General features: G+C 38.8%; 9 protein-coding genes and 3 rRNA genes. 3 read left to right on the top strand and 9 right to left on the bottom strand.

The genetic code is table 11. From position 1 onward, the window contains the following. Positions 1-61: 61 nt before the first annotated feature. The 6 genes from BTM29_RS03085 to BTM29_RS03060 form a co-directional block, all read right to left on the bottom strand. The gene (locus tag BTM29_RS03085; RefSeq protein WP_225972224.1) at positions 62-1684 is read right to left on the bottom strand and encodes a helix-turn-helix domain-containing protein; all 1623 of its coding nucleotides are present in this window, start codon (positions 1682-1684) and stop codon (positions 62-64) included. Between the two features lie 273 nt (positions 1685-1957). Then, positions 1958-2074: ribosomal RNA gene (gene rrf / locus BTM29_RS03080) — 5S ribosomal RNA — on the bottom strand. A 78-nt stretch (positions 2075-2152) separates the two neighbouring features. Further along, positions 2153-5069, bottom strand: a 23S ribosomal RNA gene (locus BTM29_RS03075). Positions 5070-5241: 172 nt separating this feature from the next. Then, positions 5242-6818: ribosomal RNA gene (locus tag BTM29_RS03070) — 16S ribosomal RNA — on the bottom strand. The 16S, 23S and 5S rRNA genes sit together here, the layout of an rRNA operon. 341 nt (positions 6819-7159) lie before the next feature. Then, positions 7160-8701: an ABC-F family ATP-binding cassette domain-containing protein gene (locus BTM29_RS03065; RefSeq protein WP_076614104.1), complete on the bottom strand. Its 1542-nt coding sequence runs from the start codon at positions 8699-8701 to the stop codon at positions 7160-7162. An 82-nt stretch (positions 8702-8783) separates the two neighbouring features. Then, positions 8784-10037: an LCP family glycopolymer transferase gene (locus BTM29_RS03060; protein WP_083685908.1), complete on the bottom strand. Its 1254-nt coding sequence runs from the start codon at positions 10035-10037 to the stop codon at positions 8784-8786. A 256-nt stretch (positions 10038-10293) separates the two neighbouring features. Here BTM29_RS03060 and BTM29_RS03055 point away from each other — a divergent pair, with 256 nt between their 5' ends. The 3 genes from BTM29_RS03055 (at position 10294) to BTM29_RS03045 (ending at position 13070) form a co-directional block, all read left to right on the top strand. Next, the gene (locus BTM29_RS03055) at positions 10294-11043 is read left to right on the top strand and encodes a threonine/serine exporter family protein (protein ID WP_076614103.1); all 750 of its coding nucleotides are present in this window, start codon (positions 10294-10296) and stop codon (positions 11041-11043) included. 15 nt (positions 11044-11058) lie between these two features. Then, on the top strand, positions 11059-11514 hold the full coding sequence (locus tag BTM29_RS03050) for a threonine/serine exporter family protein (protein WP_076614102.1): 456 nt from the start codon (positions 11059-11061) through the stop codon (positions 11512-11514). A 104-nt stretch (positions 11515-11618) separates the two neighbouring features. Continuing rightward, the gene (locus BTM29_RS03045) at positions 11619-13070 is read left to right on the top strand and encodes an amino acid permease (protein ID WP_076614101.1); all 1452 of its coding nucleotides are present in this window, start codon (positions 11619-11621) and stop codon (positions 13068-13070) included. Between the two features lie 223 nt (positions 13071-13293). Here BTM29_RS03045 and BTM29_RS03040 read toward each other — a convergent pair whose 3' ends face one another. The 3 genes from BTM29_RS03040 to BTM29_RS03035 form a co-directional block, all read right to left on the bottom strand. Continuing rightward, complete coding sequence (locus tag BTM29_RS03040; RefSeq protein ID WP_076614100.1) at positions 13294-14253, bottom strand: hypothetical protein; 960 nt, start codon at positions 14251-14253, stop codon at positions 13294-13296. Then, positions 14234-14365 (bottom strand): hypothetical protein, encoded by a 132-nt coding sequence (locus tag BTM29_RS13045; protein WP_257787697.1) that lies wholly within the window; start codon positions 14363-14365, stop codon positions 14234-14236. Before BTM29_RS13045 ends, BTM29_RS03040 begins: the two co-directional genes overlap by 20 nt. Positions 14366-14667: 302 nt before the next feature. Next, on the bottom strand, positions 14668-17310 hold the full coding sequence (locus BTM29_RS03035) for a transglycosylase domain-containing protein (protein WP_076614099.1): 2643 nt from the start codon (positions 17308-17310) through the stop codon (positions 14668-14670). Positions 17311-17318 lie beyond the last annotated feature (8 nt).

The following is a 17318-nucleotide window of genomic DNA, read 5'->3' as shown; positions in this document are numbered from 1 at the left end:
TCGACTCATCGCACAAGCTACATCATAATATGTTTTCACAAAAATTGCAACCAATTTAAAATTAAAGCTTTGGATTTTGAGTAACTTTCTCTTCAGTCCAGATCTTATAAATAAGATTTAGTAGTCCACCCATTTGTCCATCGACACCGTTATACATCCAATGATATATACAGATATCATCGTTCATTTCGTCAGCAGGTAAATCGTCACTATTTGCTGTAACAATGATGTCAGCATCTTTAGGATCACTGACGATCTTTGTATATGGTAATGATTGGAGTGTAACTGAAAGGTCTGAGTACACTAGGAAGAATGATTCAAGTTCTAGATAAATTTTGACCTGAATATCTTTATTATATAGTGAGAAGAATCTATAAGCTATCGCATAAATTGCTTCAGAAATAGGCTTGGATTTACCTTTTAGAGAACTATATTTATCACGAAGCATTAAATGTTGAACAGTTGAGCCAATTTTACTTTCTAGATTCTCATCATTGATTTTACTAATTGCATCACCAAATCCAGAGTACAAATTAAGTATCTCAATATAATTGCGATCTAGTGCCAATACGCCAATAATACATGTCGTTAAATTATATTTATAACGCAAAAATTCTTTGTGGGACAATGCCATATCTGAGATAGTTTGTTCTACATCGATAGGAATAAGTTCCAAAAAGTCGTCAATAAAGTTGGCGAACAATGGATTATATCTTACAAGTTGCTTGGATACAGACTGCAAATATTCATCTGAGACCTCAAATGTAGTCGGAACACACATCAAAAGAATATAGAAGTCAGCTGATTGGAACATTTGCTCCTCATAACTAACATCTTCTTTTATTGCACGTTTCAATTCTTTGATCTTCTCACTACCGCCGTCACCTTCTAACATCTCACTGGCACCCTCAAAAATGTTAGGGAAAGGATAATTAATAACGTTTAAAGCATCCATATTCTGCATATGGTTTCCATCAATGATCCTATATAGATGAGACATAACTACAAATGCATAAAAAAGCTTAGTAATTTGATTAGTAGGCTTCATACGATATTTATCAAGAGCAATATCGACTACCCTGTAAGCAGTTTCCTTTGTAAAGTCCTCAAATGGCCATATGTAACCTCTTGTAGCGTTCCAGTATAAAGCGGCAATAGCCAAACGAATCGCTTCCTCATCGCCGACAAAGCGCATTGGTTCATATGCAATACGAACTCCAAAACGCTTCAAATATCCACGAACTGGCTTCAAGTGACGCAGTACTGTTGCCTTACTACTATTTAGGTCAGTATAAAATTGCTTAAATGATGTTTCCTTACTCTTAACAATGGCATCTAAGAATAAATAACCATCTGATCTTGTAGTTAAATATGCGTGATAGCCATCACGTGTTTCGTTGAACATTTCTTCAACAGAATAATCTTTCTTCCCCAAAATATCATTGAAGTCTTCTTGAATACCTAAAAAGGTATTGTAAACACTTCCATAGCTCTTATTCATTTGATAAGCAGCCTTACGAAGATTAATATCTTTGACAACAATATTGCGGTTACGATATGTACCAATTAAATCAGCACTAGCCAATTGATTGGTTCTAATAAGTTTGATTTTGTTGAATAATTGAATCTTTTCTATTTCCGATTTAGATAAAAATAAGTCAGTAAAACTATCCAATGTCGCCACCCCCAGGTTAAATTAATTATATCATAGTAAAAAATCGACTTGTTTTTATTAATAAAATAATTATTTAAAATTCAAAATTATTTTAGCTGACAAAGCAATTTAATTAAAGTGATTTTTTGCCAGAAACTGTGTGTTTTAATATGATTAAAGAAATTCTTAATACACTTATATCATTAAATCATTTTACGCCTATTATTAAATATGTATACACTATTTATATTACATTTTAGAGACAAAAAAAGAGGACTGAATTAACAGTCCTCTAAACGAATTGCGTGGCAGCTACCTATCCTCGCGGGTAGTTTCCCACCAACTACTTTTGGCGTGAAGAAGCTTAACTTCTGTGTTCGGCATGGGAACAGGTGTATCCTTCTTGCCATTACCACCACACTATTCGCTACTCGTACCTTCAAAACTAGATATTAAGTTTAATATGAATTATTATAAGAAACACTTCGAACCACTTACTCGGTTAAGTCCTCGATCTATTAGTACTGCTCAGCTCCGTATATCGCTATACTTCCACCCGCAGCCTATCTACGTCATAATCTCTAACGGATCTTACTTCCTTACGGAATGGGAAATCTCATCTCGAGGGGGGCTTCACACTTAGATGCTTTCAGCGTTTATCCCTTCCATACGTAGCTACCCAGCGATGCGCCTGGCGGCACAACTGGTACACCAGAGGTATGTCCATCCCGGTCCTCTCGTACTAAGGACAGCTCCTCTCAAATTTCCTACGCCCGCGACGGATAGGGACCGAACTGTCTCACGACGTTCTGAACCCAGCTCGCGTACCGCTTTAATGGGCGAACAGCCCAACCCTTGGGACCGACTACAGCCCCAGGATGCGATGAGCCGACATCGAGGTGCCAAACCTCCCCGTCGATGTGAACTCTTGGGGGAGATAAGCCTGTTATCCCCAGGGTAGCTTTTATCCGTTGAGCGATGGCCCTTCCATATGGAACCACCGGATCACTAAGTCCTACTTTCGTACCTGCTCGACTTGTCAGTCTCGCAGTCAAGCTCTCTTGTGCCTTTACACTCTGCGAATGATTTCCAACCATTCTGAGAGAACCTTTGAGCGCCTCCGTTACATTTTAGGAGGCGACCGCCCCAGTCAAACTGCCCACCAGACACTGTCCCTCACCACGATTAATGGTGCAGGTTAGAGTTTTCATATAACAAGGGTAGTATCCCACCAATGCCTCAATCGAAACTAGCGTTCCGATTTCAACGGCTCCTACCTATCCTGTACATGTCACACAAAAACTCAATATCAAGCTACAGTAAAGCTCCATGGGGTCTTTCCGTCCTGTCGCGGGTAACCCGCATCTTCACGGGTATTATAATTTCACCGAGTCTCTCGTTGAGACAGTGCCCAAATCATTACGCCTTTCGTGCGGGTCGGAACTTACCCGACAAGGAATTTCGCTACCTTAGGACCGTTATAGTTACGGCCGCCGTTTACTGGGGCTTCAATTCTCAGCTTCGCTTACGCTAACTGATCCTCTTAACCTTCCAGCACCGGGCAGGCGTCAGCCCATATACGTCATCTTACGATTTAGCATAGACCTGTGTTTTTGATAAACAGTTGTTTGGGCCTATTCACTGCGGCTGGCTGTTACACCAGCACCCCTTCTCCCGAAGTTACGGGGTCATTTTGCCGAGTTCCTTAACGAGAGTTCACTCGCTGACCTTAGGATTCTCTCCTCGACTACCTGTGTCGGTTTGCGGTACGGGTAGTTTATTTCTAACTAGGAATTTTTCTTGGCAGTGTGAGTTACTGTGCTTCGCTACTTAAATTTCGCTCCCCATCACAGATTGTCCTTAAAGGTAAAAGCATTTGACTCTTACCAAGACTTTCTGATTGGACACACTTTTCCAGCCGTGTGCACACATCATCCTCCTGCGTCCTTCCATCGTTCAAACAAAATAAACTAGTACGGGAATATCAACCCGTTATCCATCGATTACACCTCTCGGTCTCATCTTAGGCCCCGACTAACCCTGGGAGGACGAGCCTTCCCCAGGAAACCTTAGTCTTTCGGCCGATCAGATTCTCACTGATCTTTCGCTACTCATACCGGCATTCTCACTTCTAAGAACTCCACTGCTCCTTACGGTACAGCTTCAATGCTCTTACAACGCTCTCCTACCACGCATCTTACGATGCATCCACAGTTTCGGTATCATGCTTAGCCCCGGTACATTTTCGGCGCAGAATCACTCGACTAGTGAGCTATTACGCACTCTTTGAATGAATGGCTGCTTCTAAGCCAACATCCTAGTTGTCTATGCGTTTCCACATCCTTTTCCACTTAGCATGAATTTTGGGACCTTAACTGGTGATCTGGGCTGTTTCCCTTTCGACGGTGGATCTTATCACTCATCGTCTGACTCCCGGGTATAGATCAATGGTATTCGGAGTTTATCTGAATTCAGTAACCCAAGACGGGCCCCTAGTCCAAACAGTGCTCTACCTCCATGATCCTATTCCCCGAGGCTAACCCTAAAGCTATTTCGGAGAGAACCAGCTATCTCCAAGTTCGTTTGGAATTTCACCGCTACCCACACCTCATCTCAGCATTTTTCAACATACATGAGTTCGGTCCTCCAGTGCGTTTTACCGCACCTTCAACCTGGACATGGGTAGGTCACTTGGTTTCGGGTCTACGTCTACATACTTAGTCGCCCTATTCAGACTCGCTTTCGCTACGGCTCCGCATTTTCTGCTTAACCTTGCATGCAAACGTAACTCGCCGGTTCATTCTACAAAAGGCACGCCATCACCCCTTAACGGGCTTTGACTACTTGTAGGCACACGGTTTCAGGATCTATTTCACTCCCCTTCCGGGGTTCTTTTCACCTTTCCCTCACGGTACTGGTTCACTATCGGTCACTAGGGAGTATTTAGCCTTGGGAGATGGTCCTCCCAGATTCCGACGGAATTTCTCGTGTTCCGCCGTACTCAGGATCCCGACTAGAGTAGTTCGTATTTCGCTTACGAGGCTTTCACTCTCTTTGGCCAACTTTTCCAAGTTGTTCAGCTATACTTACTTTTTTTCTCATATCGTCAGTCCTACAACCCCAAAGAGCAAGCTCTTTGGTTTGGGCTCTTCCCGTTTCGCTCGCCGCTACTCAGGGAATCGAATTTTCTTTCTCTTCCTGCAATTACTTAGATGTTTCAGTTCATTGCGTCTTCCTCTTAATATGCTATGTATTCACATACAAGTAATCATCCATTACGATGATTGGGTTCCCCCATTCGGAAATCCCCGGATCAAAGCTTACTTACAGCTCCCCGAGGCATATCGTTGTTAGTTACGTCCTTCATCGGCTCCTAGTGCCTAGGCATCCACCGTGCGCCCTTTATAACTTAACCTTGACAAAATATGACTTGCGTCATTTTTATCGCGCAGTTTTCGGTGTTTCTTTAATTCATAATATTACTTAATATCCAGTTTTCAAGGTACGAGTTGAGAGATTATAGACCTCTCAAAACTAAACAAAGTTTTAACTTGTGTATTCCGTAGTGCTTTCGCACTTATCCTTAGAAAGGAGGTGATCCAGCCGCAGGTTCTCCTACGGCTACCTTGTTACGACTTCACCCTAATCATTTGTCCCACCTTAGACGGTTAGCTCCTAATAAAAGGTTACCCCACCGGCTTTGGGTGTTACAAACTCTCATGGTGTGACGGGCGGTGTGTACAAGGCCCGGGAACGTATTCACCGCGGCATGCTGATCCGCGATTACTAGCGATTCCAGCTTCATGTAGGCGAGTTGCAGCCTACAATCCGAACTGAGATCGGTTTTAAGTGATTTGCTTACCCTCGCGAGTTCGCAGCACGTTGTACCGACCATTGTAGCACGTGTGTAGCCCAGGTCATAAGGGGCATGATGATTTGACGTCGTCCCCACCTTCCTCCGGTTTGTCACCGGCAGTCTCACTAGAGTGCCCAACTGAATGCTGGCAACTAGTAATAAGGGTTGCGCTCGTTGCGGGACTTAACCCAACATCTCACGACACGAGCTGACGACAACCATGCACCACCTGTATCCATGTCCCCGAAGGGAAAGACTAATCTCTTAGCTTTTCATGGTATGTCAAGACCTGGTAAGGTTCTTCGCGTTGCTTCGAATTAAACCACATGCTCCACCGCTTGTGCGGGCCCCCGTCAATTCCTTTGAGTTTCAACCTTGCGGTCGTACTCCCCAGGCGGAGTGCTTAATGCGTTAGCTGCAGCACTGAAGGGCGGAAACCCTCCAACACTTAGCACTCATCGTTTACGGCGTGGACTACCAGGGTATCTAATCCTGTTTGCTACCCACGCTTTCGAACCTCAGCGTCAGTTACAGACCAGAGAGCCGCCTTCGCCACTGGTGTTCTTCCATATATCTACGCATTCCACCGCTACACATGGAGTTCCACTCTCCTCTTCTGCACTCAAGTTTACCAGTTTCCGATGCACTTCCTCGGTTGAGCCGAGGGCTTTCACATCAGACTTAATAAACCGCCTACGCTCGCTTTACGCCCAATAAATCCGGACAACGCTTGCCACCTACGTATTACCGCGGCTGCTGGCACGTAGTTAGCCGTGGCTTTCTGGTTGAATACCGTCAATACGTGAACAGTTACTCTCACGCATGTTCTTCTTCAACAACAGAGTTTTACGATCCGAAAACCTTCTTCACTCACGCGGCGTTGCTCCATCAGACTTTCGTCCATTGTGGAAGATTCCCTACTGCTGCCTCCCGTAGGAGTTTGGGCCGTGTCTCAGTCCCAATGTGGCCGATTACCCTCTCAGGTCGGCTACGTATCACGGTCTTGGTGAGCCATTACCTCACCAACTAACTAATACGCCGCGGGTCCATCCTAAAGTGATAGCAAAACCATCTTTTAAACATAAACCATGTGGTAAATGTTGTTATGCGGTATTAGCACTTGTTTCCAAATGTTATCCCCCACTTTAGGGCAGGTTACCCACGTGTTACTCACCCATCCGCCGCTCACTCAAATGTTTTATCATTTTGGTGCAAGCACCAAAAATCAAAAACCAGAGTTCGCTCGACTTGCATGTATTAGGCACGCCGCCAGCGTTCGTCCTGAGCCAGGATCAAACTCTCATATTAAAAGTTTGTGACTCAAAAATTAAAAACTAGCGAACATTGACTTCGTCAATGTTTCTTGTTACTTTGTTACAAATTAACCTTAATTAAAAGGCCTACACAATTGATTGTTAAAACTTTGTTCAGTTTTCAAAGGTCTACTGTCTGTCAAGAAGTGAACTTCTTAACAAGCGACTCAATTATCTTATCAAGTAGTCAACTATAAGTCAAGAACTTTTTAAAATAATTTTTCAATGTCTATCGAGTTGGAAGCTCTCAAGACGTTGTCGCCGTTGCACTGTCGCAACAACAAGATATATATTACTATTGCGACCTGACCTTTGCAAGTACTTTTTGCAAAAAAGTTAATTTTTTTTGATTTCTTCGATATCTAGTACCTTATCTATCCAGTCACTACTATAGAAATCCTCTTCGTGGGTAACCAGGATCATTGATCCATCAAAGTTTCTAAGCCCTTTTCGTAAAGCGGCTTTACTTTCATCGTCCAAATGATTAGTTGGCTCATCCATGAATAAGAAGTTGGTTGGATCAAACATTAAGTCGGCTAACTTAACTTTTGTCTGCTCACCACCGGATAAAGATCTGATGTTAGACATGATCTGTTGATTAGTTAATCCAGTTCTAGCCAGTACTCTTCTTATTTCTTTTCCATCTTTGTCTGGGTGATCTCGACTTACGATCTGAAATGGAGTTTCCATATTGTTCTTCCAAACTAGATCCTGCTTGAAATAACCGATCTTTGCTACTTCAGAAAAATCAAAGTCACCATATATAGGTTTGATCTGTCCTAATAGAGTTTTGATCAATGTAGACTTACCGATACCGTTGAATCCTTTGATGACCATTTTTTCTCCACTTACAATAGAGAAATTGAGTTCTTGTTCAAATAAGGCCTTATCGTATCCGATTTTTAAGTCATTTACTTCTAGAAGCATTCGAGAACTTGGTATTTCTTGATATGGAAATCCAAAACTACCAATCTTTTTATTACCAGGTGGTGTTAAAACGTCCATATGTGACAATTGCTTTTCACGACTCTTTGCACTTTTTGATCTAGTACCAGCCTTGAATTTTCTGATATAGGCTTTTGTTTTAGCAATTTTTTCTTGTTGCTTAACATAAGCTTTCATATATGTTTCTTTATTGGCAGACTTTTGCTTTTGAACTTGTTTCAAATTACCGGTATATTTGGTGATTTTACCAAATTCAATGTCTGCTACACAGTTAACTATCTTATCTAAGAAATTATAATCATGGGAAATAACGATGAAGGCACCTTCAAAGTCATTCAAATAAGCTGACAACCATTCGATATGATTAGTATCCAGGTAGTTAGTTGGCTCATCTAATAGGATCATGTCTGGTTTCTCTAACAAAATCTTCGCCAAAATAATCTTTGAACGTTGTCCCCCACTGAGTTGAGACACATCATGATCATAGCCGATTGCATCTAGTCCTAGTCCAGTAGCTACTTGTTCTATTTGTGTATCCAATTCATAAAAGTTATTTGCGTCCAGAATCTCTTGGAGTTTTCCGGCTTTTTCCAAATCATCATCGGTTGGATTGTTCATATATATATCTGTTAATTTGTCATTTGCTTCATATAGGTTTGCAAAGGCTGTCTGTAGGTATTCTTTTATCGTCATCCCTGAGACAAGTTTGGCTTGCTGATCCAAATAACCGACAGTAAGATGCTTTTGCCAAGTGATCTTGCCTTCATCAGGTTCAATCTGACCAGTCAAAATCTTGATAAAAGTAGACTTACCAACTCCATTTTGACCAGTTATCCCCAAATGATCTTCCTTATTAACTTGTAAACTTGCATCATCATACAGTTTCTTATCCAAAAACTGCTGAGTTAGATCATGTACTTCTAAAACACTCATATTAAATCTCCTTAATCTTCTAACCATAACAAAAGGCTGAAACAAATACAGGTTTCAGCCCTCATGTGTATTTTATATTTAATTAATAGTTAGATGGACCGGAACCACTCCCAGTGAATCGACTTTCATTTTCCGTTCCAACACCACTATTTGTACTACCAGTGCTACCGACACTACTATTGCTAGAAGTCGTTGTACTTATTGTAGTTACATAATTTTGAGTTTGCGTACCAGCATACTCAAACGAGAACCCAAGTTTCTCATTGTACTTATTAAGTTTTGTTTCATGATTACTCAAAGTTTCTTGTGATAAATCTAATTGTTTCCTCAATTTATTAGATACTCGTTGTAATTCTTTAGTTGAAGCAATTTCATATGACGAGCCATTGATCATTGAACCATAACCTTGAAGATGATCTGATCCAATATTCTTAGCTGCACTGCTATAGTTTATAAACATTGATTGCATATCAGTAAAACTCAAATTAGTTGTCATTGAATTAGAGATACTATTCAATACCTTTTGATAGCGTGTAAATGTCTTAGCACTTGCCGCACTCTTGATAATAGCAGTTATAACTTGTCTTTGGCGTTTTTGTCTACCATAGTCACCTTCTGGATCTTCATATCTCATACGAGAATAATCCAGAGCCTGTTTACCATTCAAGTGCATCTTGCCTTTCTTGAAGTGTGATTCTTTTTCACCGGTATCTCCGTATGAAAAACTGAAAGGAACTTTAACATCTACTCCACCAACGGCATTAACGATTTTCTTCAAAGAATTGAAATCGACTTTGACGTAATAATCGATTGGTACATTCAATAGTTTCTCCGTTGTTACGACAGCACTTTCTTCATTACCAATATTATAAGCTGAATTAATCTTGGCGATTTTCTTAGTGTTACTGCCAACGCCCTTCCAAATCTGGGTCATAGTATCACGAGGTACAGAAACCATAGTTGTCTTTTTAGTCTTAGGATTGACCGTTACAATAATCATCGTATCCGAATTACCACGATAATCTTTCTCAGAATCCCTAACTCCGTTATCAGTTGTATCAACTCCTAGCAACAGAATAGAGACGGGTTTCTTGTCACTAATCCTAGCAGAAGGAGACTTGCCATCAAGTGCCTTGTAGGTATTCCCTAGAGAATTTTGCGCTTGGGCGTACAATCTGAATCCGTAAGCACCAACAGCAAAGAAGACTATCATAAGTGTCAGCCCCAATACTTTCAAGAATGGATGCTTACCACTACCACCGCCATTGCCGTTAGACAAAGCCGAATTTCTAGAAATCTTACGTTGTGCTCTAGACATATTATTATTATTGTCCATATTAAACTCCAATTAGTGTATCTGAAAATACTATATATTGTTACTTAACTCATTATATATAGAAAGAATACATTTATACAGTCTTATTTATTCCAAAAATATTAAAATAAGCATACAAATGCATTGAAGACTATTATAAAAGTTTAATCAATTCTGTCAAATCACTTTGTAAAAATCAATTTGACGTTATACTTTAATTCAAGAAACTTTTTTCTACTATATAAGTTAGAGAATACGAAACAAGGGGGCAAGTTCCATGCGGAAAATGAGTTACCAAAGAGTTTCCGAGGTTTGCTTAGAAACTGGCTATCTATTGATCAATGGTGGCGCTGAATCTTATCGAATTGAGGACACTATCTCTAGGATCGGCTACTCACTGGGCCATCGTGTTAATTGTTATGTCACTGTAACTGCCGTTTTTATTGAAGTGGATGGTGAAACTTCAAAGTTTATAAAATCCAATCTTGGTGGTACTAATTTACAAATGATCGATGACATCAATACAATGTCACGAAAACTCGCTAGTCACGTCATGACTCCAAAAGAATTCGCACATGAAATAGACAAAATATATCGCGATAAACATACGACTGATTTCCCGTTTTACTTAAAGGCCTTTGGAGCTGGATTGGTCTCAATGGCCCCTATGCTGATCTCTACCATGCCAGTACATTATTTTATCTATTGTTTCATCGTTGGATTGATCGGTTATGCCATCTCATATTATTTATCAAAGATATCTCCACTACCTTATGTCGACTTATTCATTTCTGGATTCACAATTGCTCTTTTGGGAATCATCTTAAAAGACATTCACTTAGTTAATAACTATCACAATATTATTATTGGAGCTGTTATGCCACTAGTTCCCGGAGTTGCAATTACCAACGCTTTTCGTGAATTGGTCATGCGACATGCCTTAAGTGGTGCGGTTAAGATACTTGATGCCGTTTTAGTCGCTACTAGTATTGGATTTGGTATCGCAACAGCCTTAATTATTTTTTAGAAAGAGGAAGAAGACATGCTTGAACTTTTATTACATATTATTTTGAGTGCAGCCTCTGCAATTGGCTTTTCTTTAATCACCAATGCACCTCATAGGGCCGCGGGAATTATTGGCATTACTGGTTCTTTAAGTTGGACTGCTTTTTGGGTATTGAAAACATACGCTCATGTGAATATTTTGCTGGCAAATATGATTGGAGCTTTAATAATTGGTCTATTAGCATACCACTTATCAAGGAAATTCAAACTTCCTGAAAATATCATCTATATCCCTTGTTTAGTTAATCTCGTTCCAGGTGGTAATGCTTATAGAACTATACTGTATATGGTCCAGAACCGATTCATCGCCTCTCTTGAACAAGCCATTACAACGTTTTTGATCGCGGCATTTTTGGCGGTCGGATTATTTTCTGCTCAATATCTCATCTCAGTTGTTCGTGGAATCATCTATTTCAGAAAATCAAAAATATAAAAATTGAACACAATTACTATATGTTTAATGTATAATCTTTCTTCGTAGAGTATTGGAAACCATAATCCAGTTTCAATGCTTATCTATGAGGAGGATTTTTTTTTATGCCAGAAACAAAGAATAATGCAAAAGCCTTCAGATGGTGGAATATTGCTTTGGTTGGGTTTACTTCTGTCTGGGGTTTGAATAATGTTATCAATAACTTTGCTAATCAAGGCTTAGCTGTTGTAACTTCTTGGATTTTAATCATGGTCTTATACTTTGTTCCTTACACTTTAATGGTGGGACAATTAGGATCAGCGTTTCAAAATTCTGGTGGTGGAGTTAGTTCGTGGATCAAGATGCTTTCAAACAACAAACTAGCTTACTTCGCTGCTTGGACTTATTGGGTGGTTCACGTACCATATTTAGCACAGAAACCACAGATCATTATGATCAGTTTGAGCTGGTTATTTAAGGGTAACGGCTCATTTGTCAATAATGTATCTCCCCTTGTAGTACAGGGGCTTAGTTTGGTAATATTCCTTGCCTTTGTTTGGATAGCAAGTAAGGGTGTTGCCACATTGAATAATATTGGTAGTATCGCAGGGATTGCGATGTTTCTTATGTCAATGTTGTTCATTATCTTAGGAGTAAGTGCTCCTTTTATCACTCATGTGCAAGTTGCTACACCTAACATGACTGATATTCACACTTACATACCGAAATTTGATTTACAGTATTTCACAACTATCTCCATGTTAGTTTTTGCGGTAGGTGGATCTGAGAAAATCTCACCTTACGTTAATAAGACTAAGAATGCTTCAAGAGAATTTCCACTAGGTATGATTATTTTGGCCGTTATGGTTGCTGTTTCAGCAGTTTTAGGATCATTTGCGATTGGGATGATCGTCGATTCAAACCACATACCTGCTGACTTGATGGCTAATGGTGCTTATCAGGCCTTCCAATTCCTTGGTAACAGCTTCCATGTTGGTAATTTGTTTGTTTGGGCATTTGCTCTAACTAATACATTAGCTTCAGCCGCTGCATTGGCAATTTCAATCGATGCGCCACTTCGTATGTTACTAGACGATGCTGATAAGAAATACATCCCTAACTTCTTAAGTAGAAAGAACAAAAAAGGAATTGCTATCAATGGTTACTACATGACAGCAATCCTAGTATCAGTCTTGATCATCGTTCCAGCACTTGGTATCAACGGAATGAATGACTTATACAATTGGATGCTTAATCTTAATTCAATCGTTATGCCAATGCGTTACCTTTGGGTATTTCTAGCATACATGCTTTTGACATTGAACTTAGATAAGTACAAGTCAGACTACATGTTCGTTAAGAATAAGTACGTAGGCTTTGGATTCGGCCTATGGACATTCTTACTTACAGCCTTTGCATGTATCATGGGAATGGTACCAAAGATGAACATGTCAAGTGACCCATCATCATGGTGGTTCCAGTTAGCACTTAATATCGCTACACCTATTATCTTCATTCTATTAGGCTTGATTCTTCCAGCTATTGCTAAAAGGACCAATGGCCCAACACTAGAGTGATATAAAACACGGGTAATTTCCGAGCATTAACCTAAATAGTCCTAGTAATCACAAAGTGATTGCTAGGACTATTTAAGTTAAGCGGAAGAAATTGTGTTTTATATCACGTTTCAGCAAGTTTGATAAATAAAGAAGAAGAGCTAAGAAATTGTGTTTGTGTCACGTTTCAGCAAATTTGAGAAGCAAATAAAGAAGAGCAAGTTTATACTTCATATCACGATCACTAAGAATCCTCAGAAAAATTCAACCTAACCAATCCCATAACGATCATCATCAAAATCGAAAACACCATAACAGTATTAACGATATAATGTCGAACAATCATGAACCTAAAATTTATAAGAAAATAACTAATTCCATAAGGTATCACACTATACAGATAATACTTCAGTAACAATCCATTACGATAATTATTCTTCAAGTCACCAGTTAATTTGGCATTCTTCAAATCATGCTTAATAGGCGTCAAAGCAAGATATTCAATCCCACCTATTAATACCACGATGAAGACTAACACAACTCTAAACATCACAAGTTGGTGTTTATCAAAGGCACTTATATTATGTCGTCTGTATTTTTGAGTATCTGAAACTTTCAGAATTTTCTTTAACTTATGATATCCCTTTTTAGAATTTACAATTCCACCATCAACGGCTATGGCTACGTTTTTTAACAAGACGTCTGCGTTATTTTGTCTAGGAGATAATGATATCAACGTCTGTCGATTCAAAATATCAGCACTGGGAAAGTTCATTTTTCCAATAACCGAAATATAATTACCGTTGTGTTTAATGTAGTTTTGACTTTGTGGTTTATAATCTTCTAATTTTGAAGAAGTTCCTTGGATGGCAAAGACTATTTGCGAGTTAAAGACTTTCTTATTGAAACTATCTCCAGAGACTATAGGTAGATCCTTTATAGAATGGTCACTATAGACGTATCCCATGCTCTCATGCTTATCTTCTAAAAAAATCAACTTATAATTCTTTAACTTAGCATCATGTACACTTGTTATAGTGTTTTGAATATCTTGATGTGAATTTGACTTTAGAATCAAAGCATCATCACTCATATTGAATCTATTCATCAAGTTACTGTACTTTATAGTATCCAGTTTTGAAACAACGAATCCGACAAAGAATATCATGATGGTCAAAAACGTACTATAGATTATTCTTTTCAATTTTTTCTCCCCTATAACCAATCAAGTTCATATTATCATATGCATTACAGAAGACAAGATGCTTATGTGGCACGGTTTTTTCGGTGTGCTTTGCTTCAATGTTTAATGGCATATTAGTTTTTTCTGTTTTGTTAAAAGCTCTCATCAATTATGTTGCTTGATAATCTCTTGTTATATACTTTCTCTTTTCTTTGTTTGCTTCGACTTGTAATGATATATAATTTTTTGTGTTTCATTTTTAATAGACCTAATGTCATATTCCGTTTTCTTTTATTCTCCTTGTTTGCTTCGCAAACGCGTAACAACACACAATTTCTTCCGCTTAACTTAAATAGTCCTAGCAATCACGTCGTGATTACTAGGACTATTTAGGTTAATGCTCGGAAATTCCCGTGTGTTGTTACGCTCTTACGCTTATTGTGAGATATTAACTTTCAAATCCGGTGCACTTCCACCATAACTTCTAATCTCATTCATAATATCAACTAATTTTTGTTTCTGATCTGCTTTATCTGAATCGTCATTCTTATAAGCACTTTTGACCTTGTCTAGTTGTGTATCGTACTGTTTTTGTAACTCGGCTACTTTATCGCTTCGTTCTTGGTCTCTTTGATCTTCTAGTTCTTCTTTTTGTGCTTCATAACCGGAGATCTTCTTATTGTCTTTTTCAGACTGGAACATGGCTTGTTTCAAGTTGAGATCTTTTTGTAACTCTAGGATCTGATTATTAAACTCGATTTTGGCACTTTGTCGTTTAACATTAACATTCAGATAACGTATCTTTTGCAATTGATCTAGTTTCTTATCATATTGAGATTGTTTCTCTATTGGTGACTCGTTATATTTATCTATCGCTTTTTGAACCTTACCCTCACGACTATATTCTTCTTTCTTAGTCAGATGGTAGATTATTCGATAGTCTAGATTATACAAACGATCTGAATTCTTAGTTTCTTGGTCTTTATTATACTTATCAAAGTTAGTATCGATCACGTCTTGAATGCTTGGTTTCTTAGTACTCTTAACAACGCTTAAATTATCACCGCTGACCTTTACAGTACTTGGCTTCTTAAAGTCAGTATCTGATTCTTTTAGTTGATCAACCAAATATTCCCCAACAGCTTTGAAGGTAGCCATTGGTAATGATTGCTCAGAGGATGTCAAAGTGGACGGTATATCGTTTCCTGTCCAGTTAGCAATCGTGAAGTCCTTAGTCATCCCAACAAAATATGAATCCTTAGTATCATCAGTTGTACCTGTCTTACCAGCGGTGTGACTATAATTATCCAATGCCGCTGCCTTACCCAATCCATCAGTAATAACTGATTGCATGGTATTTAACATCATATAACTGGCGTTTGCTGTATAGACTTTCTTCTTCAAATGCGTATTTTGATAAATATAGCGTTCATTTGTCGTATCATAAATGCTCGTTAAGTTACTTGGATGGATAAATTGTCCATTACGTGAAAATGAACTATATGCTGAAGCCATCTCTGTTGTTGTTGTACCATTCGTGAAACTTCCCAATGCCAGTCGTGGATTATTATCTCCAGGGGTGACTTTTTTAGGAGTTAATCTTGCGAATTCCATCTTAGTTAAATCATCATAATAGGTATGTTTAGTATCTTGTTGCGCCAATTTATAGGCGACGGTATTTATAGAGTTTTCTAGTGCATGTCTCAGTGTAGTTTTTCCAGTATAGCCACTGTACCAATTACTAATATTGCTGACGGCTGAATCAACTACGGTACTTTGTGGCAAATATCCTCGTTCAAAGGCTGGTGCATAGGCAACTAGTGGCTTGGCTGTTGATCCGGGTTGACGGTAACCACTGATTGCACGATTAACTTGATCAGTTTCAGTCGTTCGTCCACCAACTATGGCCAAAACATCCCCAGTCTTATTATCGATAACGGTACTAGATACTTGCGGTGTTAATTTATTATGTGCATCCCTACCAGTATATGATGCATATTGCTTTTGAATAATACTTTCGACCTGATTTTGAATATCCATATCAATAGTTGTGTGCACACTATATCCACCTTCCATCAATTCACCATGAGCTCGCTCGTAGGCTTGTTGATATTGTGAATCATACTTCTTTCTTTGAGCCGCAGTATCGAAGTTATATTTTATATTGAAGCCAGATGATTTCATTAACTCTTCAGTCGCATTATAAACTGCATAACTCAGCGCATAGTTATTTGAAACATCATTATCATACTTATGCTCATTGACTTTCAGTCCTAATGGGGCTTTCCTAGCTTTATCATATGTCTTTTTACTTATTAACTTATTCTTATAAAATATAGATAGAACCATATTTCGACGCAATACTGATCTCTTGGGGTAGTTGATTGGATCATAATAGACTGGGTTATTAGGGATGCCGACAAGCATAGCTACTTTATCAATAGATAAGCTATCTTGATCTTGTGAGAAGTAGTAATTAGCCGCACTACTGAAACCATATGAACCATGTCCCATATAGACATCATTGATGTAAAACTCCAGAATTTGCTTCTTAGTAAACTTCTTCTCCAATTGTTGGGCAATAACCATTTCTTTGAGTTTACGATTGATTGTTTGTGATTGATCTTTTAAAACTACATTTTTGACTAATTGCTGAGTTAGAGTAGATCCACCCTCAATTCTTCTATGGAACAGTCTTGCCACAAATGAACGCAATACTGCATACGGATCGACACCATGATGAATGTAAAAACGCTGATCCTCCACGGAAACTAGTCCCTTAGTAATGTTTTTATTGATCTTATTTATCGATGTATAATTAGAACTTGATTGGGACAATTTTTTGATAGTCTTACCGTTACGATCGTATATAACGGTACTATTCTTTGGTTTAAAGTCATTCTTGGTTAGTCCTTGACTGTACGAATAACCATCAGCAATATTATTCTTGATGTCATATCCGTATTTGGCCCAAAACAAACTGATCAAAGCGACTATCAATAATAGAATAGTCAAAATGACCCATGGCCATTTTCTATGCTTTTTTATATGTGTTTTCCTTAATTTAGTTTCCCGCATAATGACCT

The organism is Companilactobacillus allii (genome assembly GCF_001971585.1).
Taxonomy (GTDB): domain Bacteria; phylum Bacillota; class Bacilli; order Lactobacillales; family Lactobacillaceae; genus Companilactobacillus; species Companilactobacillus allii.
Note: the sequence above shows the minus strand (reverse complement) of the source record. Positions and strands in the feature narration are given on the sequence as shown.

What these genes read in the sequence shown, in the direction of transcription:
- BTM29_RS03065 (WP_076614104.1), bottom strand. Translation starts at nt 8,701, where the DNA reads ATGAGTGTTTTAGAAGTACATGATCTAACTCAGCAGTTTTTGGATAAG.
- BTM29_RS03060 (WP_083685908.1), bottom strand. Translation starts at nt 10,037, where the DNA reads ATGGACAATAATAATAATATGTCTAGAGCACAACGTAAGATTTCTAGA.
- BTM29_RS03055 (WP_076614103.1), top strand. Translation starts at nt 10,294, where the DNA reads ATGCGGAAAATGAGTTACCAAAGAGTTTCCGAGGTTTGCTTAGAAACT.
- BTM29_RS03050 (WP_076614102.1), top strand. Translation starts at nt 11,059, where the DNA reads ATGCTTGAACTTTTATTACATATTATTTTGAGTGCAGCCTCTGCAATT.
- BTM29_RS03045 (WP_076614101.1), top strand. Translation starts at nt 11,619, where the DNA reads ATGCCAGAAACAAAGAATAATGCAAAAGCCTTCAGATGGTGGAATATT.
- BTM29_RS13045 (WP_257787697.1), bottom strand. Translation starts at nt 14,365, where the DNA reads ATGCCATTAAACATTGAAGCAAAGCACACCGAAAAAACCGTGCCACAT.
- BTM29_RS03035 (WP_076614099.1), bottom strand. Translation starts at nt 17,310, where the DNA reads ATGCGGGAAACTAAATTAAGGAAAACACATATAAAAAAGCATAGAAAA.